The 25,190-nt window shown below is 44.6% G+C and carries 23 protein-coding genes, 2 tRNA genes and 1 riboswitch; of the genes, 22 read left to right on the forward strand and 3 right to left on the reverse strand.

Annotated features, from left to right (window positions below):
• Window positions 1-56: 56 nt before the first annotated feature.
• Together mdh and NSS82_RS11130 are read left to right on the forward strand one after the other, a co-directional pair.
• Window positions 57-998 carry a malate dehydrogenase gene (mdh, locus tag NSS82_RS11125; RefSeq protein ID WP_076272457.1) on the forward strand — a complete coding sequence of 314 codons (942 nt, stop codon included), beginning with the start codon at window positions 57-59 and terminating at the stop codon, window positions 996-998.
• Between the two features lie 127 nt (window positions 999-1,125).
• Window positions 1,126-1,554 carry a hypothetical protein gene (locus NSS82_RS11130; RefSeq protein WP_036678923.1) on the forward strand — a complete coding sequence of 143 codons (429 nt, stop codon included), beginning with the start codon at window positions 1,126-1,128 and terminating at the stop codon, window positions 1,552-1,554.
• A gap of 76 nt (window positions 1,555-1,630) precedes the next feature.
• Here NSS82_RS11130 and NSS82_RS11135 read toward each other — a convergent pair whose 3' ends face one another.
• Window positions 1,631-2,467: an AraC family transcriptional regulator gene (locus NSS82_RS11135; RefSeq protein WP_256718469.1), complete on the reverse strand. Its 837-nt coding sequence runs from the start codon at window positions 2,465-2,467 to the stop codon at window positions 1,631-1,633.
• Window positions 2,468-2,807: 340 nt separating this feature from the next.
• Between NSS82_RS11135 and NSS82_RS11140 the strand changes: the two genes are divergently transcribed.
• From NSS82_RS11140 to thiH, 6 genes are all read left to right on the forward strand, one after another.
• Window positions 2,808-4,874: a GDSL-type esterase/lipase family protein gene (locus NSS82_RS11140; RefSeq protein WP_256718463.1), complete on the forward strand. Its 2,067-nt coding sequence runs from the start codon at window positions 2,808-2,810 to the stop codon at window positions 4,872-4,874.
• Window positions 4,875-5,110: 236 nt separating this feature from the next.
• Window positions 5,111-5,983 carry an SDR family oxidoreductase gene (locus NSS82_RS11145; protein WP_038569678.1) on the forward strand — a complete coding sequence of 291 codons (873 nt, stop codon included), beginning with the start codon at window positions 5,111-5,113 and terminating at the stop codon, window positions 5,981-5,983.
• 87 nt (window positions 5,984-6,070) lie between these two features.
• Window positions 6,071-6,172, forward strand: a riboswitch (TPP riboswitch).
• Between the two features lie 114 nt (window positions 6,173-6,286).
• The gene (locus tag NSS82_RS11150; RefSeq protein ID WP_076100104.1) at window positions 6,287-6,892 is read left to right on the forward strand and encodes a thiamine phosphate synthase; all 606 of its coding nucleotides are present in this window, start codon (window positions 6,287-6,289) and stop codon (window positions 6,890-6,892) included.
• 38 nt (window positions 6,893-6,930) lie between these two features.
• Window positions 6,931-7,134, forward strand: coding sequence for a sulfur carrier protein ThiS (gene thiS, locus NSS82_RS11155; protein ID WP_076100105.1), 204 nt, complete (start codon window positions 6,931-6,933; stop codon window positions 7,132-7,134).
• A 55-nt stretch (window positions 7,135-7,189) separates the two neighbouring features.
• On the forward strand, window positions 7,190-7,957 hold the full coding sequence (locus tag NSS82_RS11160) for a thiazole synthase (protein ID WP_036678942.1): 768 nt from the start codon (window positions 7,190-7,192) through the stop codon (window positions 7,955-7,957).
• 34 nt (window positions 7,958-7,991) lie between these two features.
• The gene (thiH, locus tag NSS82_RS11165; protein ID WP_076100108.1) at window positions 7,992-9,107 is read left to right on the forward strand and encodes a 2-iminoacetate synthase ThiH; all 1,116 of its coding nucleotides are present in this window, start codon (window positions 7,992-7,994) and stop codon (window positions 9,105-9,107) included.
• Between the two features lie 83 nt (window positions 9,108-9,190).
• On the opposite strand, the gene yfbR is transcribed toward thiH, so the two are convergent.
• The gene (gene yfbR, locus NSS82_RS11170; RefSeq protein ID WP_143761251.1) at window positions 9,191-9,796 is read right to left on the reverse strand and encodes a 5'-deoxynucleotidase; all 606 of its coding nucleotides are present in this window, start codon (window positions 9,794-9,796) and stop codon (window positions 9,191-9,193) included.
• A 102-nt stretch (window positions 9,797-9,898) separates the two neighbouring features.
• On the opposite strand from yfbR, the gene NSS82_RS11175 reads away from it, so the two are divergent.
• The 11 genes from NSS82_RS11175 to NSS82_RS11225 all read left to right on the forward strand — a co-directional run bounded on the left by NSS82_RS11175 (window position 9,899) and on the right by NSS82_RS11225 (window position 22,297).
• On the forward strand, window positions 9,899-11,458 hold the full coding sequence (locus tag NSS82_RS11175) for a fumarate hydratase (protein WP_076146271.1): 1,560 nt from the start codon (window positions 9,899-9,901) through the stop codon (window positions 11,456-11,458).
• Window positions 11,459-11,617: 159 nt separating this feature from the next.
• Window positions 11,618-12,004 carry a VOC family protein gene (locus NSS82_RS11180; protein WP_076124919.1) on the forward strand — a complete coding sequence of 129 codons (387 nt, stop codon included), beginning with the start codon at window positions 11,618-11,620 and terminating at the stop codon, window positions 12,002-12,004.
• A gap of 178 nt (window positions 12,005-12,182) precedes the next feature.
• The gene (gene pnpS / locus NSS82_RS11185) at window positions 12,183-13,979 is read left to right on the forward strand and encodes a two-component system histidine kinase PnpS (protein WP_036678948.1); all 1,797 of its coding nucleotides are present in this window, start codon (window positions 12,183-12,185) and stop codon (window positions 13,977-13,979) included.
• A 109-nt stretch (window positions 13,980-14,088) separates the two neighbouring features.
• Complete coding sequence (locus NSS82_RS11190) at window positions 14,089-14,817, forward strand: response regulator transcription factor (RefSeq protein WP_036678951.1); 729 nt, start codon at window positions 14,089-14,091, stop codon at window positions 14,815-14,817.
• Between the two features lie 198 nt (window positions 14,818-15,015).
• Window positions 15,016-15,771, forward strand: coding sequence for a phosphate ABC transporter ATP-binding protein PstB (gene pstB, locus NSS82_RS11195; protein WP_036678954.1), 756 nt, complete (start codon window positions 15,016-15,018; stop codon window positions 15,769-15,771).
• A 73-nt stretch (window positions 15,772-15,844) separates the two neighbouring features.
• The gene (gene phoU, locus NSS82_RS11200; RefSeq protein ID WP_036678957.1) at window positions 15,845-16,504 is read left to right on the forward strand and encodes a phosphate signaling complex protein PhoU; all 660 of its coding nucleotides are present in this window, start codon (window positions 15,845-15,847) and stop codon (window positions 16,502-16,504) included.
• A gap of 189 nt (window positions 16,505-16,693) precedes the next feature.
• A complete protein-coding gene (gene polA / locus NSS82_RS11205) occupies window positions 16,694-19,363 on the forward strand; it encodes a DNA polymerase I (RefSeq protein WP_076272453.1) in 2,670 nt (889 codons plus the stop codon).
• 52 nt (window positions 19,364-19,415) lie between these two features.
• A complete protein-coding gene (mutM, locus tag NSS82_RS11210; protein WP_036678963.1) occupies window positions 19,416-20,252 on the forward strand; it encodes a DNA-formamidopyrimidine glycosylase in 837 nt (278 codons plus the stop codon).
• 132 nt (window positions 20,253-20,384) lie between these two features.
• Entirely contained in the window at window positions 20,385-21,131 is a 747-nt protein-coding gene (locus NSS82_RS11215) for a manganese efflux pump (RefSeq protein ID WP_036678965.1), read from the forward strand.
• A 9-nt stretch (window positions 21,132-21,140) separates the two neighbouring features.
• Window positions 21,141-21,737, forward strand: a complete 597-nt coding sequence (gene coaE, locus NSS82_RS11220) for a dephospho-CoA kinase (RefSeq protein ID WP_076272452.1) — start codon at window positions 21,141-21,143, stop codon at window positions 21,735-21,737.
• Entirely contained in the window at window positions 21,734-22,297 is a 564-nt protein-coding gene (locus tag NSS82_RS11225; RefSeq protein ID WP_036678971.1) for a lytic transglycosylase domain-containing protein, read from the forward strand. Before coaE ends, NSS82_RS11225 begins: the two co-directional genes overlap by 4 nt.
• A gap of 84 nt (window positions 22,298-22,381) precedes the next feature.
• On the opposite strand, the gene NSS82_RS11230 is transcribed toward NSS82_RS11225, so the two are convergent.
• The gene (locus NSS82_RS11230; protein WP_036678974.1) at window positions 22,382-22,600 is read right to left on the reverse strand and encodes an alpha/beta-type small acid-soluble spore protein; all 219 of its coding nucleotides are present in this window, start codon (window positions 22,598-22,600) and stop codon (window positions 22,382-22,384) included.
• Between the two features lie 164 nt (window positions 22,601-22,764).
• On the opposite strand from NSS82_RS11230, the gene nrdR reads away from it, so the two are divergent.
• The 3 genes from nrdR to NSS82_RS11245 all read left to right on the forward strand — a co-directional run bounded on the left by nrdR (window position 22,765) and on the right by NSS82_RS11245 (window position 23,651).
• On the forward strand, window positions 22,765-23,241 hold the full coding sequence (nrdR, locus tag NSS82_RS11235) for a transcriptional regulator NrdR (RefSeq protein ID WP_036678976.1): 477 nt from the start codon (window positions 22,765-22,767) through the stop codon (window positions 23,239-23,241).
• 251 nt (window positions 23,242-23,492) lie between these two features.
• A tRNA-Ala gene (locus tag NSS82_RS11240) sits at window positions 23,493-23,568 on the forward strand.
• Between the two features lie 10 nt (window positions 23,569-23,578).
• Window positions 23,579-23,651, forward strand: a tRNA-Lys gene (locus NSS82_RS11245).
• The last annotated feature ends 1,539 nt before the right edge of the window (window positions 23,652-25,190 follow it).

Below are 25,190 nucleotides of genomic sequence, written 5' to 3' on the forward strand. Positions count from 1 at the left end.
TATATTGAAGTTTAGCTAATACAAGCTATACCGACACCGTTCTAGGAGGAGAATCCTTGGCAATCAAACGTTATAAAATTACAGTTGTAGGTGCCGGTTTTACTGGTGCTACTACAGCTCTTATGCTTGCTCAAAAGGAGCTTGGTGACGTTGTGCTGCTTGATATCCCACAAATGGAGAACACTACCAAGGGGAAGGCACTAGATATGCTGGAAGCAGGTCCTGTACAGAAATTTGACAGTCAAATTACAGGAACCTCAAGCTATGAAGATGCTGCGGATTCAGATATTGTAATCATCACTGCAGGGATTGCCCGTAAACCTGGAATGAGTCGCGATGATCTCGTGAACACCAATGCAGGTATTGTGAAGTCGGTATGCGAGAACATAAAACGTGTAGCACCAGATTCCATTGTAATCATTCTGAGCAATCCAGTTGACGCTATGACCTATGCGGCATTTAATGCGCTGGGTTTTCCGAAGAGTCGCGTAATTGGACAATCCGGAGTGCTGGATACAGCCCGCTATAACACGTTTATTGCACAAGAGCTGAAGGTATCCGTTGAAGATGTACGTGGTTTCGTATTAGGCGGACATGGCGACGATATGGTACCGCTCGTAAGGTATTCCAGTGTCGGTGGCATCCCAATTGATACATTGATATCTGCGGAGCGTATTGATGAGATTGTGCAACGTACACGTGTGGGTGGCGGAGAGATTGTTAACCTCTTAGGAAATGGTAGTGCTTATTATGCACCAGCGGCTTCTTTAGTTCAGATGGCGGAAGCTATCTTGAAGGACAAAAAACGGATCATTCCGGTTATCGCCTTGCTCGAAGGAGAATATGGCTATGATAACCTGTTCATGGGTGTTCCGGCGTTACTTGGTGCCAATGGTATCGAGAAGATTTTTGAACTGGAGCTTACAGCTGAGGAAAAAGCGGCTTTAGATAAGTCTGCTGAATCCGTGCGTAGCGTAACAGCTGTGCTAAATGTATAGATTGTGACAGAGGTATGAAGAAACCCCCATTTTGTTCACTTAAAATGGGGGTTTCCTTTTCTTCTCAAGCAATAATGGGTATAATTAAATGTAACTATTATCACAGTTAAAATGGAGGAGATATGTTATGGATTGGAACGTTTTGTTTTTCTTACATATGATCGGAACCTTGGCACTTGGCTTCTACCTTGTGCTACCCTTCATCCTAGGACGTGCAGAGAAACTGTCGTCTGGGGCGAAAGAAGGAACTTTAAGTGCAGTAACCGGATTTAATCGTTTTGCGCAGTATGGATTGGTGATCCAACTCCTTACAGGCGGTTACATGATGACCAAAGGTGATTATTCAGTAGCGTGGATGATTATTGTTGTTGTGTTACTGCTAGCGATGTTTGCGCTTGGCGGTATTATGAGCAAGCCTTTGCGTCTTGCAGCAGCTGGAATTCGTGAGAACCGCGACGTTAGCGCAGAGACTGGCAAATTGCGCACACTTAGTGCACTGCTTACGGTGTCATTGCTATTGATGGTATTCTTCATGGTGTTTAACGACATAGTTTAATTTACAGCGAATTATACCCGCCTCCTTAATGGAGAGCGGGTTTTTCGTATGTACCGGTAATTTATCTTCATAAACGTTAATCCCTGATAGGATTAGTATAAGATTTCGGCCGGTAGTTTATGGGAGAAACACCCGTCCATCGCTTGAATTGTCGGCTGAAGTGGCTCTGGGAAGCAAACCCGAGTTGTTCAGAAATCATCTGTATTTTTAAATCGGTATGAAGCAGTAAATGTTTTGACTTCTTTAATCTTAGGTTAGTTATGTACTGCCTAGGAGATATCTTATACACCTTTGTAAACAACTTATGGCACTGCACCCGACTTAAGCAAAGCTGCTCAGCAATCAAATTAACCGTGAGCTCCGGTAAATGAATATTGGCTGCAATATATTTTTCGATCTGATGAGCAGTTTCCACCTCGTACAAAGAGTTTGCTTGTCTCGCTGTGTTGGAATTCTCTGAATTCGAGAGCTGTACATCAATGAGTTCAGTCAAAATCATCAGAATGATCGCTTGCAAACGAAGCCTTTCTTTTACAAGGATCATTTCTTCAATTTCCTCGGGAAATCCAGTGGATGCCGTCGTGGCGAGAATATTGTTCTTAATAAATTCATCCAAATGTTCCAACTGGTGATTTAATCCCGAACGCTGCATTTGTTGGTTATTCCATTTCTGTACAGCCTGAGATTGAAACCATTCACGAAACTTTAAATCGTCAATATCGAAATGAAAGGAGAGGTAAATATAGTTGCTCAGGCCTGAATTAACTACATAATGACGTAAGCCAGGCGGAATGATTAACCAATCTCCTTTACCAAAGGCGATGGAGCTACCTTCTACATATTGATGGGAGTTGCCATCGTAGCAATACAATAGTTCGAAGATTTTGTGATGATGATCAGGGTATACCCCCAGGTTCTGCTACACGATAATGAACACCGATCAGCTGCAGTGTACTTATAATGTTCGGAAAGCTGACTTTGTAAGCGATAGGAGTTCTCCTCCTTAGGATCAATAGGGATGTTCTTAATTATATCAAGGATACCTATACATATGACCGTTTTGCAGTGTGAGCCGTTGATCAATTCCAAGTTTTACGTTACAAAAGGTCAAAAAAAAGAATGAAATCATCATTTGAATCACTTTAGAGAAAAGGGATAATGGAGGAACCTAGGTAAGTACTTCGAGAAACGGAAGGAAGTGTAATGAAGTGAGAAAGCTGTGTAGGGATATACTAATCTTATCTTCTTTACTTATGGCTTCATTGACTCTTACTCACGGTATAACAGAGGCAGCCCTTATTAAAGATGGGGTAGAGGGGCAACCTCCAATCCAAATTGCAAACGCATACAAGCTCAATTTTACAAACCAAGTTAAAACAGGGTATCAATCCGTTAGGTATGATCCTAATCGCGGTGCGCAATTGTATGACTCATCATTAGGTTATGGTTTTGTCCAAGAGACCAACGCTTTACCCGCTAGAGAAGTGCATACCGATTCAATTACATCCGATGGAACAGGTTTTTTCATCACAGAATCTTATTTTTTTGCTGAACCTAAATCTGAAAAGGATAATTATAATAACTACGGCATGGCGTTTCGAATGGATGCTTCCCCTGGAACCTACAACGTATATGTAAAAACGACTTCTGACGCAGAGGATGGGATCGTGTCAGTATCAGGAATGCAGACCAGCCGCTTGTTGAAAAGTGGACATTGGGACGCGGCAAAGCTTGTACCCGTCAAGCATACGGCTGTAGCCAAAGGGAAAGAGTGGACTTATACGTATGTAAACGGCCGTGACCATATAGATATTGAGATTGAACCGAACAAAGTGAACACAGCTGTAGGGATTGAGGAGATCATACTGGAACCGATTTTGCCACAGCATAGAGCAGCTGGAGCTCTTCCGAATTTATTTATACTTGGAGATTCCACGGTCAAGTCCTACACCTTCGACGAAGCGCCAATGAGTGGTTGGGGCCAGATTATTGGCAGTATGTTTAATCAACATAAAGTGAGTGTAACTAACTATTCCATGGGAGGACGCTCGTTTAAAAATGCCTATACAGAAGGTCGACTTAACGACATTTTACTGAGTGGCAGCATTGGGGATTATGTGTTTATTCAATTCGGACACAATGATGAGAGTGCAGATGAGTTCAGACGTTACGGCAGAGGTTCGACTGAGGCAATGTATGAAAACTACCTTAAAGAAGTTTATCTCCCTGCGATCCAAGCCCGGGGCATGATACCAGTACTGGTAACGCCAATGTCCAGAATTAAAGGGAATGCAAGTCCGGGATATATCTATGAGAATTCTTTTAAATCAAGAAAGTTTGTAGATATTCTTAAACGGGTTGCAGATGAATCTGGAGTTACACTTATTGACCTTAACTCGGAAAGTCTGAAATATTATAACGAGATCGGAGTAGAAGCGATAACAGCCCTCTTCATGTCAATTGAAGCCGGAGAAACTCCAGGCAAAACAAATGACGGAAGTTACGCTAACGGGCATCCTTCAAAGAAAATCGATGGGACTCATTTTAAAGAAGCGCTCGCCAAACAATTTTCGCGGATGATTGTTACGGAGCTTGTAGAGAAAGGTGCTACTGGCGATTCTACTGCTGCCTCCATTACTGCTTATCTTAAAGGGAACGTTAAGCATGCGGCACTAACAGGCAACTGGGATAAGGTTTTTCCGGAAATAACTAATGATACGACGACCGGGGAAGCTGCTTATTACCGCAATCAAATTGAAAAATTAATCCAGCTGGGAGTAATGGGCAAAGACCGTCAAGGGAATTTTAAGCCAGATACGGAGATGACAGTTGCTGAATTCACACGCAGTGTTTCTAAGTTAATGAAAGTGGAAAGATCAGATCTTGCCTATTACCCGAAAGGTAAGCTGTCACGTGAAACGATGGGTGCTATTCTCTATGATGTTTACCAAGTAAAGTTTGCTAATAAACCTAAGTACATGACTGATTATAACGGCACAGCAGTAGTGCCAGGAGATCCTGGTTATGATTTCAATCTGGATCCAGGAGCTAGAGGAGCGATGTACTATCCACTTGTATCCTGGCAGCAGCTGGTTGATACGGCGGACATTTCTCCCTTTTTAATTTCAAAAGTGAAAAGTGCTTATGAATTAGGGCTTATTAGATCTGAAGTGGGGATTGCTAGAGGTCAAATGGTCAATGGGACAGAACTAGAACCTAAAGCCATAGTGACCCGGGAGAAAGCAGCTAAGGCTCTTTATTTTATGTGGGTACTGGAACATGAAGTGAATGCAGAAAATCATGTTTCTTCTTTGAAATAGTTAGGGTGAACAATTCAAGGCACAGCAGCGGTGCTGTGCCTTTTTGTATGCAGTGAAGTCCTCTCCACTTACAGCAGTTTACATCCACGGTTGTTTATTTCTACTTGCATTGTGGTAAGTAAGATTCGTAAAGCGATTTAAGAAAATGACAAACCCAGCGTATAAACATGCATTGTTGTGCCATCCTAAGATGATCAGTTAACTATCAATTTGCTTAACGAGAGGAGATAGGGAAGATGTCAGGCAATAATAAACAAGCTACAAAAACCTTACCCCCACAGGAGCAGCATCATCAGCCAGGGATTGAGAGTGAAATGACGCCGCTGCCCAAATACGAGCCGGCAAATTATAAAGCAGCAGGTAAACTGCAAGACAAGGCGGCGTTGATTACCGGTGGAGACAGCGGAATTGGGCGTGCAGTTGCTGTGCTTTTTGCTAAAGAAGGTGCTGATGTGGTCATTTCATATCTTAATGAACACTCAGATGCAGAGGAAACTAAACGTCAGGTCGAGCAGGAAGGCCGCAAATGTATCCTAATTCCAGGTGATATCGGTGACGAGAAATTCTGTAAGGATCTTATTAAACAGACGGTAGAGGGCTTAGGAAAGCTTGATATTCTCATCAATAACGCGGCGGAGCAACATCCGCAAGCTAAGATCGAGGATATTACTTCCGAGCAGCTAGAGCGTACTTTCCGTACGAATATATTTGCGATGTTCTATTTAACAAAAGCAGCTATGCCTCATTTAAAAGCAGGATCTACAATTATAAATACAACTTCAATTACCGCTTATCGCGGAAGCCCGCAGCTGCTGGACTATTCATCAACTAAAGGAGCTATCCTGAGTTTCACACGATCTTTGTCCACGAATCTGGCGGAGAAGGGCATACGGGTAAACGGTGTAGCACCAGGTCCAATCTGGACACCGCTAATTCCCTCTACCTTTGATGCGAAGCAGGTTAGCGAGTTTGGAGGCACGCAGCCTATGAAACGGCCTGGACAACCAGAGGAGCTGGCGCCAGCCTATGTATATCTAGCCTCTGACGATTCCAGTTATGTGACTGGACAGGTTATTCATGTAAATGGTGGCGAGGTAGTAAACGGTTAGATTAGTACAGCTAATGTGAATAAATGGGTGTATTTCAATAAAAAAATATGTTACTATAAACCACGTTAGTATTTCAAAATTGTATATTTATGTCACTAGGGGTGCCGATTGGCTGAGACGGAATGGATTTCCGGACCCTTTGAACCTGATCTGGTTAAGACCAGCGTAGGGAAGTGGAGAACGAATTTCTGTTGTCGGGCTATTTGTAGTACCGTCTATATACAGATTCTGACTGCCTTCCTTACGGGGGCAGTTTTTTTGTTTTTTACTGGCCTACAGGGAAGTGAGAGAGAGGAGACGCGAGTGGTACAAGCTGAGATCCATCTAATATCAGACGGCAAGCAGCTGTTGAGACAATTTGTTGAACTGGCTGTCACGGTGCAGACATGGGTCGATTATATTCACTTAAGAGAGAAGCAATGTCCAGCACGCGAACTGCTCTCTGCGGCACAGGAGCTGTTGGCTGCCGGTATACCCGCTACCAAACTGATAATCAATGACCGGATCGATGTAGCATTGGCAGCTGGTGCCGCGGGTGTTCAGTTGGCTGGGCACAGTCTGAGCCCGCTTACAGCCCGGCGAATTGCACCTCAGCTTTGGCTGGGGAGATCGGTTCATTCTCCGGAAGAAGCGGCGAATGCTTCAGAGCAGGGAGCTGATTATTGCTTGTTTGGCCATGTATTTCCCTCGGCGAGCAAGCTAGGGCTGCCCGCACGTGGGTTAGAGCTGCTTGCAGAAACGGTGAAGACTAGCTCTATTCCTGTAATTGCGATTGGCGGAATTGGTCCCGCTAATGCGGCGCAGATCATTAGGCAAGGCGCGGCAGGAATTGCTGTGATGTCCGGAATTTGCGGAGCGGATGATCCTTATGAGGCCGCCAAAGCTATTCATAAGGCGGTTCATTCATAGCCGGGAGGTAAAAGCATAGGCGAAGGGGGTGATTCAGAATGAGACTGTTGATTAACGGGAAATCCGCAGAGTGTTCTGGTGGTATTCAAACTATAGCTGATTTGATCAGTCTTCCTGAGTGGTCGGGTCGTCTGATGATCATTGAGCTGAATGGAGAAATTGTCAGTAAGGAGAATTATGAAAGTACTGCTCTGAGCGAGGATGATCGTTTGGAACTGGTGCACTTTGTTGGTGGGGGTTGAGATGGAGCGGTATAGAATTTTGAGAAATTTATAAGAACCAAAGGGAGGTAATTTCATGCATGACCCGTTACATATTGGAGGCATCGAATTAACTAGTAGATTATTTATCGGAACCGGAAAATATAGCCGGAATGCTCTGATCCCCGAAGTGATCGCAAGCTCTGGTTCTCAGGTGATTACTGTAGCGCTTCGCCGAGTGGACCCGGAAGGTGGAGCAGAAAATATCATGAACCACATTCCCGGCCACATGACTCTTCTGCCTAATACCTCAGGAGCGCGTACAGCGGAAGAGGCAGTCCGTATTGCGAGATTAGCAAGAGCTGCGGGACTGGGGAACTGGGTGAAGATCGAAGTGATCAATGATCAGAAATACCTGCTTCCAGATAATCTGGAGACCATACGAGCTACAGAGATTCTAGCGGCGGAGGGTTTTGTAGTACTGCCATATATGAGTCCGGACCTTTCGGCTGCTTTACGTCTGAGAGATGCCGGTGCTGCTGCTGTGATGCCGCTTGGTGCGCCGATCGGGACGAATCGCGGCCTGCGCACCAAGGAGCTTGTGCGTATTCTTATTGAAGAAGTGAATTTGCCGATTATTGTAGATGCCGGAATTGGCAAGCCCTCGGAAGCGGCGGAAGCAATGGAGATGGGGGCCGCTGCTGTTCTGCTTAATACGGCTATCGCAACGGCACGTAATCCGCTCGTCATGGCGGAAGCGTTCCGCGAGGCGATATCCGCTGGCCGCAAAGCTTATTTGGCAGGACTCGGTCCTGTAGAAGAAGTTGCTTTTGCTTCGTCACCGTTGACTGGATTTCTGAACTGAATTTGATAGGTTCACCAAAGGAGGGAGGATTAGCATGAGCTTTTTTGACACACTGGCCCGCTTGGAGCAGTATCCTTATGAGCAGCTGTGGAAGGAGTTCCGGGAGGATGACGTTAAGCGGGCGCTTGGAAAAGACAAGCTGAACGAAAATGATTTGCTGGCATTGCTCTCTCCGGCAGCAACGCCGCTGCTAGAGGAGATGGCGCAAGCTGCTCAGCGACTGACCCGTGCACATTTTGGTTATTCGATGCAGCTGTTCACACCGATGTATCTTGCCGATTTTTGTGTGAATCATTGTACCTACTGCAGCTTCAGCTCCATTTATGATTTTCCGCGTAAAAAGCTGTCCTTGGAGGAGGTTCGCAGGGAGGCTGAGAAGATTGCAGCTACAGGTCTGCGGCATATCCTCATTTTGACTGGTGAATCGCGCCGGGAGAATCCTGTCTCATATATTAAGGATTGTGTAGTTGTACTTAGAGAATTTTTTTCCTCCGTCAGTATTGAGATAAATCCTCTATCGACTGCCGAATATAAAGAGCTTCTTCAAGCAGGCGTGGATGGATTAACACTATACCAAGAGGTTTACCACCAGGAGACTTACAAAAAGCTGCATGTTAAAGGGCCTAAAAGAAACTACCGAAATCGCCTGGATGCACCTGAACGCGGCTGTCAGGCAGGTTTTCGTTCTGTGAATATTGGTACGTTGCTCGGGATGTACGATTGGCGGCAAGAGGCATTCCAAAGTGCCATGCATGCCCGCTATCTACAGGATCGGTATCCAGATTGCGAGATCAGCCTGTCACCCCCACGGTTTCGGCCTTATTTAGGGGAATTTAACCCAGAGTGCGATGTTACCGATCGATCACTAGTGCAGATTATTTTGGCATACCGGTTATTTTTACCCCGTTCGGGCATTACTTTATCTACAAGAGAGCCTGCCTCTCTACGCGATCATTTAATTCATCTAGGAATAACTAAGATGTCAGCCGGGGTCACTACTGAGGTGGGCGGTCACACTAATGCAGGGGGAACTCCGCAATTCGAAATATCCGATAGCCGCAGTGTGCAGGAGATTACGGAAATGCTATATACGAAGGGTTTGCAGCCGATTTTTAAAGACTGGGATATCCTGACTGAATCAGTAACGTAACGCTTGTATTTTTATTATTAATCACTAAAGGGACCCCTGCGAGATTCATGCGGAGGTCCTTTTTTCTATTGTGTAGATGGTGTTTAGTTTCCGGCAGAGAGCTCATCGAGAGACATTTCGAAGCTCGGTCCCATATGAGTCAGAAAATAATCCACTTCCTGCAGGCCAAGCCCACGAAGTTTTGCTGCTGTCTGCTCCTTCGCGGCGGCAAATTCTCGGTTGCCTGCAGCAACCTCCCATACGCATTTCAAATAAGCATCCAGCCGATCAGCGGCTTTCACATAGCTGTGCAGCAGAATGTCCTCCGAATCGGGAGGGCTGTCTTCCGGTCGTATGAGCTGAGTGTAGATGCTTTTTAGCTCTGATGGAATCATTCCAGTTAAGCGATCAGCCGCAACTTTTTCCATTTCGCGGAAGCTGGTGAGCAAGCGAGGATTGTTGTATTTTACCGGCGTGGCAATGTCGCCTGTGAATACTTCGCTGGCATCATGGAAAAGAGCTATGGTTGCTGCTCGTTCCGCGTTTAATGAACGCCCGAAATGTACATTACCAATGGAACAGAGCATATGTGTGAGCAATGCAACATGAAAAGAATGCTCAGCGACGTTCTCCGGTGCGGTGCTGCGCATCAAGCTCCAGCGCTGAATATACTGAAGACGATATAGATAGGCAGAAAAATGGTAGCTCAATTTTAAAGTAACCCCTTTCATGCGGTGCTAGGTATGATATTATTATACTAATTGTATCAAACTTTAGATAACCTGGAACTGCCGAGAGGAGCTTGAATGAAGATGCAGCATTTTGAAGACAGTATTTATAACCTTATCGTAGAAACTTCCACGAATTTGCCGGGAGATGTACGCCGGGCAGTTGCAAAAGGTCGCGCGCTGGAAGACAGGGCTACCCGGTCCGGTCTTGCTTTAACCACGATTGCACAAAATATCGGAATGGCTGAGCAGCAAGTGTCTCCGATCTGTCAGGATACGGGAATGCCTACATTTATCATTCACACCCCTGTGGGAATCAATCAGATTGAGATGAAAAAAGATATTCATAATGCCATTGTACGAGCGACCAAGAATGGTAAACTTCGTCCCAATTCTGTAGATTCATTAACAGGTGAGAATAGCGGAGATAACTTGGGTGCAGGCACACCAGTCATTCATTTCGAACAATGGGAAGAGGATAAAATAGACGTTAGACTTATTCTGAAGGGTGGAGGCTGCGAGAATAAAAATATTCAATACAGTCTCCCGGCAGAATTAGAAGGACTCGGCAAAGCGGGTCGGGATCTGGACGGAATCCGTAAATGTATTTTACACGCGGTATATCAGGCGCAGGGACAAGGCTGTAGTGCCGGTTTTATTGGCGTGGGTATCGGCGGTGACCGTACGACTGGCTACGAGCTGGCTAAGAAGCAGTTGTTCCGCAAAGTGGAGGATGTTAATCCGATAGAAGACCTTAGCAAGCTGGAAGACTATATTATGGAGAATGCTAACAAGCTTGGAATTGGCACGATGGGTTTTGGTGGTGAGGTATCGCTGCTGGGCTGTAAGATTGGCGTTATGAATCGTCTGCCAGCTAGCTTTTTCGTATCCGTTGCTTATAACTGTTGGGCCTTCCGCCGCCAAGGGGTGCTGGTTGATCCATCAACAGGCAATATAGAGGATTGGTTGTATGAGAGTGGTACAGGGATATCTGTAGATGATGAAGGGGCACATGAATCTGAAGCGGTAATTGCTGAGGGAGCTAACAGCCCAGCCTCTGAGTCGCGGGAAGTACGTCTTACAACGCCGGTAAGTGAAGAGGATATCCGTAGTCTGCGTGTTGGAGACGTGGTTATTTTATCCGGTGAAATGCATACAGGCCGTGATGCTCTGCACAAATATTTAATGGATCATGAGTCTCCGGTAGATCTGGAAGGGGCTGTGATTTATCATTGTGGTCCTGTGATGATGAAAGATGAGGAAGGCTGGCATGTAAAAGCTGCGGGCCCAACTACGAGCATTCGTGAAGAGCCTTATCAAGGCGATATCATCAAAAAATTTGGAATCCGTGCAGTCATCGGAAAAGGTGGTATGGGTCCAAAAACGTTAAAAGCGTTACAGGAGCACGGCGGGGTATACCTCAATGCGATTGGTGGAGCCGCCCAGTATTATGCAGAGTGCATCAAGAAGGTCAACGCTGTTGATTTTATGGAATTTGGTATTCCTGAGGCAATGTGGCATCTCGACGTGGAGGGTTTTGCAGCGATTGTGACGATGGATGCTCACGGCAACAGTCTGCATGCGGATGTGGAAAAAGATTCTGCAGCTAAATTGACTCAATTCAAGGAGCCAGTGTTTAAATAAATGGGGTTACAACCGGTGGATAAGTCATGAGGAGGGCAGATTCTCTGAATGGCTTTTCCATGGGTTTTAATCAAATTATAAGGATTTATATGTTCCAGACTATAAATTATCCTTAAGGAACGCCGAAGGCGTTTTTGCCTGTCTAAAGGAGGACAACGAATGGCACCACATTATATTAGAAATGGTTTTCTTAACGTTACGCCGTATTTTATTGCGGAAGATGCAGACCAATTGATAGATTTTGTTGTGCACTGCTTTGATGCCAAAATTATTGATATGCTGCGAAACGATGAGGGAAGGATTAGGCATGCCGAGGTCAGAATCGGTGATTCCATCATTGAGATTTCTGAAGCGAATGAAAAGTATTCACCGGTACAGCTTGCCATTCATCTTTATGTAAGAAATGTTGATGAGACCTACCGCAAGTGCCTGGATGCCGGGGCCTCTATTATTGAAGAACCACTGGATAAGTCCTATGGAGAAAGAGGAGCAGGGGTTAGAGACCGTCAGGGTAATCAGTGGTTTCTTGCCACCCGTACAGAATAAACTCATGTGTTTTTACAAAAGTAATACAAAGTAACAGTCCAGAGTTAATCAACTCGGGCTGTTATTTTTATATAATTTACTCTGGGGGGCTTTTGTCACGGTCATAGTCGTACTGGTATTTTGGAGAAAATGAAGTTAGGATAAAAGATACAATGATAAAGGGAGAGGCACATTTCAGATGAAACCGTTTCGCGCTCGTCTTACGTTTATACTTATGGCCTTAATCGGTATTTCCATGATTGGTACTGGATTTACGATGGCTCATCTGTTTAAGAGCTCCCATATAACTGCTCTGGAAGAGAATATGTCCCGGGAAATAAGTTTGCTCTCAGGCACACTGGAATTTGTAGATATGAATTCTTCAAATGCGATCCCGTATTACACTGAACAGGCGGAGCATATTTCTAAACTTTTAGATTCTCGGATAACGTTTATTACAAAGTCGGGTAAAGTAATTGGCGATTCTGAGAAAAACCCCTTGGAAATGGACAACCACTCCAATCGTGAAGAAGAGATAGGGGCTGCGAAAGAGGGAACTGGACGGGCAATCCGTTACAGCGAAACTCTAAAGCATGAGATGTTATATGTGGCTGGAAAGGTAACTTCTGATCAAGGATTTGACGGCTATATTCGGGTCTCAATGGGACTTGATGCTGTTACTCAAGGTCTTAAGCATGCTTGGATGATTATGGCTGCAGGTCTAATTATCTTGTTCTTGTCAGCAACGATTGTGAGCTATAAAGTAGCTTCAAGCATGACTTCCCCACTGGAGCAAATCACAAGAGTCGCCCGGCGGATTACCGATCTGGATTATGATGCCAGAGTTCATTTGAAGCGTAAAGATGAAGTTGGACAGCTGGCTACAGCGATTAATGCGATGGCAGACAGTCTTCAAGACCAGCTCAAGACGATTCGTGATAATGAGGATCTGCTGCAAAGCGTGCTGGATAATATGACTGGCGGCATCATAATGATCAATGCGGAAGAAGAGATTGCGCTGCTCAATCGGGCTTCAGAGCGAATGCTTGATGTCAGCAACAGTGAAATGGCGGGTCATTCGTACAAAGAGTTAAAACGGCATTATGAGCTAACCCGTCTGCTTGAAGAAGGGGTATTAAGCCGGGAGCCGATTCATGAAGAGCGAAGTATTTATAACCCAAGAGAGCGAATTGTACGGATGGACGCGGTTCCGATGATCCAGGATGGTACGTACAGAGGTATGCTTTTCCTATTGCAAGAGGTTACGGAAATTCGCCGTTTGGAGCGGATGCGCAGTGAATTTGTCGCTAACGTATCGCATGAACTAAAGACTCCGGTTGCAGCGGTCAAAGGGTTTGCCGAGACCTTACTGGGAGGCGGAGTTAAAGATGAGAAGACGGCGAGATCCTTCCTGCAAATTATATATGATGAGAATGAGCGTTTAAATCGCTTGATTGGAGATATTCTGGAATTATCTAAAATCGAATCTAAACGGGTGCAGCTCGATTGCTCACCGGTTCATATCATTGAATTCTTTGATTCCGTGCTGGGAACCATCAGTAAAGTCGCTGAGAAGAAAAACATTAGTCTTAATGTAGAGGTTCCTGAGGAGCTGTTCATTGAGGCGGATGAGGATAAGCTGCGTCAAATCTTTATGAATCTTTTCTCTAATGCGATTAATTACACACATGAAGGCGGAAACGTAAAGGTCTACGTTAAGAGTCTACTGAAACCAGACGGCTCCGAAAATGTTCAATTTACTGTTAGCGATACGGGTATGGGGATTCCTAAAAAAGATCTGCCGCGTATTTTTGAACGTTTTTACCGTGTGGATAAGGCAAGATCCAGAAGCTCCGGTGGAACGGGATTGGGGCTGTCTATTGTGAAGCATTTGGTAGATATGCACCATGGAGTGATTTCAGTTGAAAGTGATCTGGGAATCGGCAGTTCCTTTGTGATTGAATTGCCTTTGCTGCAGGAAGAAAAGACCGATTAGATTTTTGTAAATTCACTTTTTCAATTTTACACTAAGTTAACATTACGGTGATATGATGGTTTTGTTGCTGTTTTGTAAAAATCAAACTATATGGAAGACGGGGGAACCTATGGCTCAACGATTGCTTGTCATTGAAGACGAACCGACACTAGCCCGGCTGCTGTCCTATAACTTAACGCAGGAAGGTTACGAGGTGACGGTAGAGGATCATGGAACGGCAGGATATGATCGTGCGACGAGGGAACCTTTTGACTTGATCGTATTGGATCTGATGCTGCCAGGAATGAATGGCATTGACATCCTTGATAAATTGCGTGGACAAGGTATCCGCACACCTATTATCGTATTGACTGCTAAAAATGCTGAAGAAGATGTGGTTAGAGGGCTGAAATCCGGTGCTGATGATTATATAACCAAACCTTTTGGAGTATCCGAATTGCTTGCAAGAGTGAGCGCTGTATTACGGCGGATTTCCGGCCTTGCTGAGGAGGCTCCACAAGAGACACCTATATCTGCTTCAACGATCATTCTGGGACAACTAGAAATCTATCCTGAGCGGTATGAAGTTTCCTTAGGAGGACATAGCATCAACCTTCGACCTAAAGAGTTCGAGGTATTGTTATATTTGGCCCGTAAACCCGGGGTAGTGCTGACAAGAGATGATCTTATGAACGCTGTTTGGGGCTTTGATTATATTGGTGGACAGCGTACAGTTGATGTGCATGTAAGTTCACTCCGTAAAAAGCTTGAGCTAGATCCAGAATCCGTTCATATCGATTCCATTCGAGGTGTAGGTTATAAATTAGTTGTTAACAAAAAGAGAGCTCCGGTCATTTAGCATGACAGGAGTTTTCTTCTTTATCCCGTTCATAAACAAGATTCAGGTGAGATTACACGCCGAATTGTAGGGAATACTATCACGTGGACTAATTCATCTTCACCAATTTTACATTGCGTTAACATTTCTCTCCAACTGTATTTACATTAAAAGCTTATTATGGAGAACGAAGATGATGAGAAGGAGACGTAAATGCTAATGAAATCCATCATTGACATAGAGAAACTTGATCTCTACTATGAGTCATTTCACGCACTGAAGAATGTGAATCTGCAAATTCCGGAGAAACAGGTTACTGCTTTTATCGGACCTTCCGGTTGCGGAAAATCCACTCTGTTGCGCACGCTGAATCGTATGAATGATATGATTCCTGGTACACGTATTGAAGGAACTGTAAACATCGGTGGCAAAAATATTTATAGTGACGAGGTAGAGGTAGAAAGCCTGCGTAAACAGGTCGGCATGGTATTCCAACAGCCAAATCCTTTTCCAAAGTCGATTTACGACAATGTAGCTTACGGTCCTCGCCTGCATGGCATTCGTTCAAAGAGCGAACTGGATGAGATTGTAGAGCAAAGTCTGCGTCATTCCGCGCTGTGGGAGGAAGTTAAAGATTTTCTGAAAAAATCTGCCCTTAGCTTGTCCGGCGGACAGCAGCAACGGCTGTGTATTGCCCGAGCTTTGGCAGTTCAGCCGGATATCCTGCTCATGGATGAAGCAACGTCTGCACTGGATCCTGTGTCTACGCTCAAGATAGAGGAGCTTGTACAGGAATTAAGAAGTAAGTATACAATCGTTATGGTTACTCATAACATGCATCAGGCGGCACGTGTATCTGGTCGAACCGTGTTTTTCTTGAATGGTGTAATTGTAGAGGCGGCGGATACAGAGGTGTTGTTCTCGACTCCTAAGGATTCCCGCACCGAAGATTATATTTCTGGACGTTTCGGCTGATACGGGCTACAAGGGCGCTCGTCCTTGGAAATGGCAAGCTGACCATACATTAATGAGGAGGATCGCTCTTACTATGATTCGCAGAAAAGAATTTGATAAAGATTTGGAAGAGCTGCGCAGTCTGCTGCAGCAGATGGGTGAACATGTAATAGATGCTCTTGGTGGAGCAATTGTTGCTTTACAGAATCTTGATACTGTACGCGCTCAGGAAATCATTAAAGCAGATTTGCAGCTGAATGCCATGGAAGATAAAATCATGGAAATTGGCTCACGGCTAATTATTACGCAGCAGCCTGTAGCAAAAGATTTGCGCCGCATTATCGTTGCTTTCAAAATATCTAGCGATTTGGAACGTATGGGTGACTTGGCTATTGATGTTGCGAAAGCAACTATGCGCATCCATGGACAGCAGCTGATCAAGCCGCTTGTAGACATTCCACGTATGGCGGAAATTGTGACGACCATGATTGATGAGGCTATCCAGTCTTATCTGGATGAGAACACTGATCTGGCTTATAGAATGGCACAAGATGATGATCAGGTCGATCAATTATATGGTTCGATGATCAATGAGCTATATAGTTATATGGTGGCAAAACCGGATTCTGTGTCCCAAGCTATGTTATTAACGCTGGTAGGCCGTTATATTGAACGGATTGCCGATCATGCGACTAACATTGGTGAGAGTGTTGTTTATCTGGTCACAGGCAGCCGTCCGGACTTGAATCAGTAATTTGTACTTACACATCTTTTGTTATATCTTTAGTTAAACTAAGTAGCCGCCCTTTTAAAAGGGCGGCTACTTGTTGTATATCCTTAACATATCAGCTTATCCCACTGTCTAGGTTGGTAAAGCCGTTTCTACTTGTACAGGGCATATGGTAAGATGTAAGGAGTAAGCATGAAAAAGGCGAGGTGCACTATGGACAAGTTGATACTTATAGATGGAAACAATATTATTTACCGTGCTTTTTTTGCGATGCCCCCGCTGACGAATACAGCAGGGCAACAGACAAATGCGGTGTACGGATTTACAACGATGCTGCTTCGTTTAATCGAAGAACATAAACCGACACATATGATTGTCGCTTTCGATGCAGGGAAAGTTACTTTTCGGCATGAAGGTTATCAGGATTATAAGGGCGGCCGGAAAAAAACACCGCCCGAGCTCTCCGAGCAGTTCCCATTGCTGAAGGAATTGCTGACTAATTTAGGTGTACCGCAGTTTGAAATTGGCAATTATGAGGCTGATGATATTATTGGCACCATTTCGCGCCAGGCGGATGAAGCGGGACGGCAGGTTATGATCGTGTCGGGAGACAAGGATATGTTGCAGCTGGCCTCTGAGCATACGACCGTTGCTTTAATCCGCAAAGGGGTCACTGAAGTTGAGCTTTATGGGCCGGAACAAATCCGGGAGAAATATGACCTAACCCCAGAGCAGATCATTGATCTTAAAGGGCTGATGGGCGATGCGAGTGACAACATCCCGGGAGTACCCGGCGTAGGTGAGAAGACAGCTTTGAAGCTGCTGCATCAATTTGGATCGGTGGAAGGTGTCTTAGCTGGAACCGGTGAGCTAAAGGGTAAAATGAAAGAAAAACTGGAAACCCATGCGGAAGATGCGGTAATGAGTAAAAAATTAGCGACCATCTATCGCGAAGTGCCGCTTGAGCATTCGTGGGAAGACATGGTCTTTAATGGAATTTCAGCGGATACAGCCGGCCCAGCGCTTGCCAAGCTGGAATTTAAATCACTGTTGGAACGTTTGTCTCTTAGTGCTTATGCTCCTGTTGCCGAGGGAGAGGGAAGTGCTGCTGAAGTAGAAGCAGCTGTACTTGATATTACGATCGTAAGTGAAGAAGAACTTAAGGGGCTAAGTGAAGCCCTGGCTGGCATTTCGGCGCTGCATGTGGAATCGAATGGAGATAATCCGCATCGTGCCGAGGTAATCGGAATAGGATTGTCCTCTCTGGAGCGGCATTACTATGTGCCGTTTGAATTACTGCATAAACCGGCTGCTGCGAAGCTGCGTGATTGGCTAGGAGATGAAAAGGCTCCGAAAAGTGGATATGATCTTCACCGCGCTGATTTGGCTCTACACTGGCAGGGAATTGCTTTTGCAGGTGCAGCCCATGATGTGCAGCTGGCGGCTTATTTGCTTGATCCTACGGAGGCTAATCAGAATCTAAACGATCTCACTGCTAAATACGGCTTGCCGCGGCTCTCTCCTGATGAAGAGGTATTTGGTAAAGGTGCCAAATACAAAATCCCTGAGCTTGAAGTCTTAGGAAATCACGTTGCACGAAAGAGTGCAACGGTTCTTGGAATCGCACAGAAGCAACAGCAGGAGCTGGTGGAGACCGCGATGACAGGGCTATTCGAGGATCTGGAAATGCCTTTGTCACGAATTTTGGCGGATATGGAGAAACAGGGGATTGCAGTCAATGCTGGTGATCTTAAAGAGCTTGGAAAAGAATTCGAGGCGCAAATTTCCAAATTGGTCAGTGAAATATACGAGATTTGTGGCACTGAGTTTAATTTGAACTCACCAAAGCAGCTGGGTGAAATCTTGTTTGTAAAGCTAGGTCTGCCTGTCGTCAAGAAGACGAAGACGGGTTATTCCACGGATGCCGAAGTGCTTGAGAAACTTGCGCCATACCACGATGTGGTGCGTTTGATTTTGCAATATCGCACAATTGCGAAGCTTCAATCTACCTACGTAGAGGGGCTGCTTAAAGAAATTTCCCCGAACACAGGGAAGGTGCATACATTCTACCGGCAGACGATTGCCGCTACAGGACGGCTTAGCAGCCAATTCCCGAACTTGCAGAATATCCCGATTCGTCTAGAGGAAGGACGCAAAATCCGCAAGGTATTCGTTCCGTCCGAACCGGGCTGGTCCATCCTGGCAGCCGACTATTCGCAGATCGAACTGCGTGTGCTGGCGCATATTTCAGGTGATGAGCGGATGAAGGAAGCTTTTCTGCATGATATGGATATTCACACGAAGACAGCGATGGATGTGTTCGGTGTGACCGCGGAACAGGTGGACAGCAATATGCGCCGTGCCGCAAAAGCCGTAAACTTCGGGATCGTCTACGGGATCAGTGATTACGGCCTCTCGCAGAATTTGAATATTCCGCGTAAGGAAGCCGCTCAATTTATTGAGCAGTATTTCGAGGTATATCAGGGTGTGCGCCGCTATATGGACGATATCGTAGTAGAGGCGCGAAAGTATGGTTATGTGACCACATTGCTCGAACGTCGCCGTTATCTGCCGGAGATTAATGCGAAGAACTTTAATCTGCGCTCTTTTGCGGAGCGGACAGCAATGAATACACCTATACAGGGAACAGCAGCGGATATTATCAAGCTGGCGATGGTGCATATGGACAAGGCATTATTTGATCGTGGGCTTAAGAGCCGTATGCTGCTTCAAGTACACGATGAGCTTGTATTCGAGGTGCCAGAGGATGAAATGGAGCTTATGAAGACGCTTTTGCCGGAAGTAATGGGTGGAGCCCTGAAGTTATCTGTGCCACTTAAGGCAGAGGTCAGCTTTGGAAGTAACTGGTACGAGGCGAAATAGACTCCCTTTAAGGTGTGCATATCAGCTATAATGTAGTTGAGGTGAAGACATCATGCCGGAATTACCGGAAGTAGAGACAGTCAAGAGAACACTTAATGAGTTAGTTAATGGAAAGCAGATAGAGAATGTAACCGTCCGGTTGGCGCGGATTATTCAGCGTCCGGATGATATTCAGGCTTTTGCCCACCTGCTGGCAGGTCATAGCATTGTTAAAGTTGAACGAAGAGGAAAGTTTTTGCGTATTGTGCTGGATGGTCTGGTGCTTGTGTCACATTTGCGGATGGAAGGCCGTTACGGACTTTTTTCAAATGATGACCCACTGGACAAGCATACACATGTGATTTTTCATTTTACGGATGGAACTGAGCTGCGTTACACGGATGTTCGCCAGTTCGGTACGATGCATCTTTTTCAGATGGGAGAAGATCTTCAGCTGCCGCCTTTAAACAAGCTGGGGCAGGAGCCGCTGGAGCCTTCTTTTACACCGGAGAGGTTTAAGCAGATCGTGTCAGGTAAAAGCACCAAAATTAAATCGCTGCTGCTTAATCAGGAATATATCGTCGGCATCGGCAATATTTATGTAGATGAGTCGTTGCACCGTGCGGGCATCCATCCTGAAGACAGCGCCAAATCGCTCACGGACAATCAATTGGACAAGCTGCATCATGCCATTGTAAGCACGCTGGCCGAAGCGGTTAACGCCGGAGGTTCATCTGTTAAGTCATATGTTAATGGCCAAGGTGAGAGCGGTACGTATCAGCAGCAGCTATTGATTTACGGTCGTAAGGATCAGCCGTGCAGTAACTGTGGAACGATGATTGAGAAGACGGTTGTAGGCGGTCGTGGCACGCATTATTGTCCAAATTGCCAGCGCCCGACTGTTAACTGAATTTGTTGAAATAATAAGGTTGGCACCCACTACTTGTCCCGCCCATATACTGTGTGAAGAATGCTTAATAGAGAACGGAAGCTGAAACGATAAACTTTTCAGTTTGCCGGTTCTTCACAGGAGGGATTGCGGGTGCTCAGCCCATTATTTTCACTGCTATTGCTAGCGTTTGCCTTGAGTTTGGACGGTTTTGGTGTAGGAATTACATATGGGCTGCGTAAAATGAAAATACCACTGCTCTCCGTTCTGATTATCTCGCTCTGTTCGGGGGTAGTTATCTGTGTATCGATGCAGGTTGGGGTTTTGCTTGCCAAGGTAGTGTCTCCGAATGCAGCTTCTATGGTTGGTGCGGTTATACTTGTGCTAATGGGGTGCTGGTCACTTGTTCAGATGCTGATGCAAAAAGAGAAAGATGCAGATGGCGGACGTAAAGCTGAAACGGTAGATGAGGGCTCATTTTCCGAGCAGGCTTGGGCAGAGGTAGCTGCTGATTCTGAAGCGGGTACAGAACCTGTTATGAATGATGAACCGTTGAAATCAGCTGTTTTTTCGCTTGAGCTACGCCGTTTGGGGATTGTAGTGCAGATCTTGCGTACCCCGTCTTCTGCGGATATGGATGCCTCAGGAAGCATCTCTTCGATGGAGGCGATGATACTTGGGATTGCGCTCTCTCTGGATGCTTTTGGGGCTGGACTTGGCGCAGCGCTGCTTGGCTTCAATCCGATATGGACATCACTTACAATAGCTTTATTTAGTGGTACATTTCTATTACTGGGTATGAAGACTGGACTTAGATTTGCCGGGAACTACTGGATGAAGCATGCTGCCGCATTACCAGCGTTATTATTAATTGCAATGGGAATACTGAAGCTATTATGAGGTGAGTACATGATTATAGGCTTAACCGGAGGAATCGCATCCGGAAAAAGCACAGTGTCTGCACTGCTTGTGAACAAGGGAGCGAGGCTGGTTGATGCCGATGTGATCGCCAGAGAAGTTATGCTTCCCGGGCATGAAGTGTTGGATGCTGCTGCTAAGCAATTTGGAAAAGAGATCCTTTTTTCGGATGGAACACTGAATAGGGCCAAATTAGGTGAAATCGTCTTTCAAGATCCGGTGGCCCTGCAAACCTTGAACAATTTGACGCATCCTGCCATCCGGCAGGAAATCAAAAATCGTATGTACAGCATGGAGCAGGAAGAGCCGAAGCGGCTTATTATTGTGGATATTCCGCTTCTTTTTGAATCAGGGCTTGAATCCCTGTTCCATGAGATTGTAGTAGTCTACGTTCCCCGTGAAGTGCAAATTACTCGATTAATGGAACGTAACAGGCTCTCTTTAGAAGAAGCAGAAGCGCGATTGAATGCACAGATGGATATTGAACAGAAACGTAATAAAGCGGACTACATCATCGACAACAGTGGCGATCTTGCGTACACTGAGCAACAGGTTGCTGTTTTTTGGGACAGGCTGGGTTTATCATGAAATGGTTACGTAAAAAAAGAGTACTGCTTCTGCTATTTGTTGGTTTTACGGCAATATTGTTTCTGAGTACAAACTGGATGTCGTGGTTTTATCCCATCCATTTTAAAGACGAGATTCGCAAGCACAGCATCACTTATGAGATAGACCCGTTTCTTGTAACCGCGATTATTCGTGTAGAAACGAACTTTAAAACTGGACGAGAATCCAAAAAAGGCGCACTAGGGCTGATGCAGCTTATGCCGGATACCGCGAAGTGGGCGCTGGAAAAGGCCAAGCTTCCAAACGTATCTATGGAAGAACTCAAGCATGAGCCTTCGGCTAATATTGAACTGGGTACATGGTATCTTTCAACTTTATCCCGTCAGTTCGAAGGCAAACGTACAGCAATTATCGCAGCTTATAATGCTGGGCCGGGAAAAGTTCAACGCTGGTTGGACGAAGGGATCTGGGATGGGACAGATGCAACCATTAAAGATATTCCCATTGGTGAAACCAGGCATTATGTACAGCGCGTTAATTATTACTATGATCAGTACACGGACATTTACAAAGAATTTTAATTTCTGCCGTGTTATGTATAAAAAGAAGTATTAAACGACTTGTAGGTCGTTTAATACTTCTTCAAAAAGCTTATGTTGGTCAGGTTATTTGTATTGACCTGCCAGTTGTTGTTCTGCCAGGGTTACAAGACGTTTAGTGATGTAACCACCGATCGAACCATTTTCATAAGAAGTTTTATTGCCTTGGTAACCATCTGGGGAAAGCGTGATTCCTAGTTCTTGGGCAACTTCGTATTTAAGTTGTTCCAAGGCACCGCGGGAATTTGGAGCTACAAGGTTATTGGAGTTGTTGCTTTGGCTCATTGCTGTTCACCTCCTCTGTTGGTAACTGTATTATGTGCCGGACTTGCCATTATCATTACAAGAAAAAAACGGTGATTTCTGGAAATAATAAAAAAGCCGTTCAAAAGCCGGATTTATAACATTCCGGGACCAATACCATTATGTAATAGGAAGTGATGAAGCTTATGAAATGCCCTTACTGCGATCACACAAATACTAAAGTGCTGGACTCGCGACCAGCGAATGAAAATAAGTCAATCCGTCGTAGGCGTGAATGTGAGCGTTGCAGCAAACGTTTCACTACTTTTGAAATGATTGAAGAGACGCCACTGATTGTAATTAAAAAAGACGGCAGCCGTGAGGAATTCAGTCGTGATAAAATACTCCGCGGTCTTATCCGTGCTTGTGAGAAACGGCCGGTTTCTGTGGAACGTCTAGAAAAGATCGTGTCCGAGGTTGAGAAATCTTTGCGCGGCATCGCCGTTGCGGAAGTGGAAAGCCAACAGATTGGTGAATTCGTGATGGAGCAGCTCTACCCAGTTGATGAAGTGGCTTACGTTCGTTTTGCGTCCGTATATCGCCAGTTCAAGGATATTAACATGTTCATGAAGGAACTCAAGGGGCTGCTGTCCAAGAGTACGGGAGAATTAGAGGGATTATAGGGTTTTGCCCAGTTAGGGCGTTACAGCCAGTCCTAGGGTCTGCTAGGAGTGCTTCTACTGGTTTGTTTCCTCTAAGTTCTCAGCGGGGAATTTGAGTGGAAAAATGAATTTTAAAAAAAGTGTTGACATAGAGGGCGATTTTTTATATTATATAGAAGTCGCCTACGACGCTTGAGTTTATCGGAACAACTCAATTACGACCAAACTAAAATTTAAAAATGTGTGATTACATACATCTGAAATTTCAGTTTGGGGCCATAGCTCAGCTGGGAGAGCGCATCGCTGGCAGCGATGAGGTCAGGGGTTCGATCCCCCTTGGCTCCACCAAACATCATATGGACTCTTAGCTCAGTTGGTAGAGCAGTAGACTCTTAATCTATTTGTCCAGGGTTCGAGCCCCTGAGAGTCCATCCTAAAGAAACGGCAGAAATGCCGTTTCTTTGCATTTAGTAACACTTTTATAATGAGTAAAAATCGGTGAGATGAGGATTAATCTAATTAATCTCTCTCTCATGTACAGAAGTGAATCTTCGATCAATAGTATTCCGCTTTATGAAAAGCTCAGTAGGATTTACTATGAATGTGGTAACATTCTTAAATCGACACTGATACCTTTTTGATAAGGTTTCGCAAAAATTCTCTTTGGTATTAATCACATTACCCAGTCTTATTATGCCGAGTATCTTCTAATCACATGTTATACGAATTACACTCCAATACCCAGTGACAGGCTGAATCCCGTTGTTTGAAGTTATGATGATTACAGAATTCTGGATCTTGTTAACTACTAAATATTGCTTGTTATTGAGACACAGTGAAACATTTAAAAGGAGTAGAGTGGTGGGACATAGTCCCATCACTCTACTCCTTTATTTTATATCGGAACTATTCCTAGAATTTTCGTATTCAATTTCAACTAATTTGAAGAAGTATGATGGTCTAGTTTTTAGCCCTTCGCAAAGTTAAAATATTTTACTGACGAATAGCTCATTTTTACCTACCTCGATTAACGATATATATATGATCTATCAACATTGCAGATTCCAGCCAAATCTTCTTGACTCAAGTTCTGGCTAGCTCGTAAGCCTTTAAGTGTCTTTCCGATAAATAACAACTGATATAAAGGTGAAATTAAACATAGTTAAATAATTGAATTTATATATTTTAATACTATTTATTGGATTTTGCGGAGTTATAAAACGAATATTAATTCCTGTTTGGCGTGAGGTGATTAAGAAAGCATCTACTGCTAAGAAGAAAATGATGCTTAGTACGATCATCGAGTGCGTGAGGGTCTACCGAGATTCAGTAGAACTGACGTTGAAATTGAAAATTAGCTCGTTTTTAGCGACTGCTTGTACAAGTAGCTTAAAAGTTGATGATTTGAATGTTGGGGTAAGGCACTGTCGCATCATACTAAGATAGAACAGTAATAGTACTAGAAGCATCCACTGAATTCTGCAGTTATCTAAATTTCAGTGAAATAAAGTAGGCCCTGAGTATCATTTGGTGGCTTTTTATTATACCAAATATAGCCAAACTTATGATATAGTAGAGAGAATTTGAACCGAAAAATAGCAAATATAGAAGAATGATCAATTGTAATATCGAAATTACTAGGTATGTAGTCGCTTTTTTCTACTTTGATAAGACCTATAACAGCATGAGGTGGGCTTTTATGGCTAAACGTATTACGCAGAAGGCAGGCAAGTAGCGTATATAGTGGGAGGATTGTTTATTCTTGGAGATTTAGTGATTCACTTTGGGGTTCTTTTTAGGAATTCTACTTGGTTCGGTCATTCTCGGTGAAATCTTCGGCAGTATGTGGACTCGTAAGCAGTGTAAGGCTAAGAAAGTAATAAGAGCATCTGGAACGTCAGATTAGCGTAGCAAGGACCGAAATTAGTGTTCATAGTACATCGACTAACGCTTCTACCAAAAAGCTGAGA

The sequence above is a fragment of the Paenibacillus sp. FSL H7-0735 genome, assembly GCF_038008505.1.
In the GTDB taxonomy this organism is placed as follows: Bacteria; Bacillota; Bacilli; order Paenibacillales; family Paenibacillaceae; genus Paenibacillus_AQ; species Paenibacillus_AQ odorifer.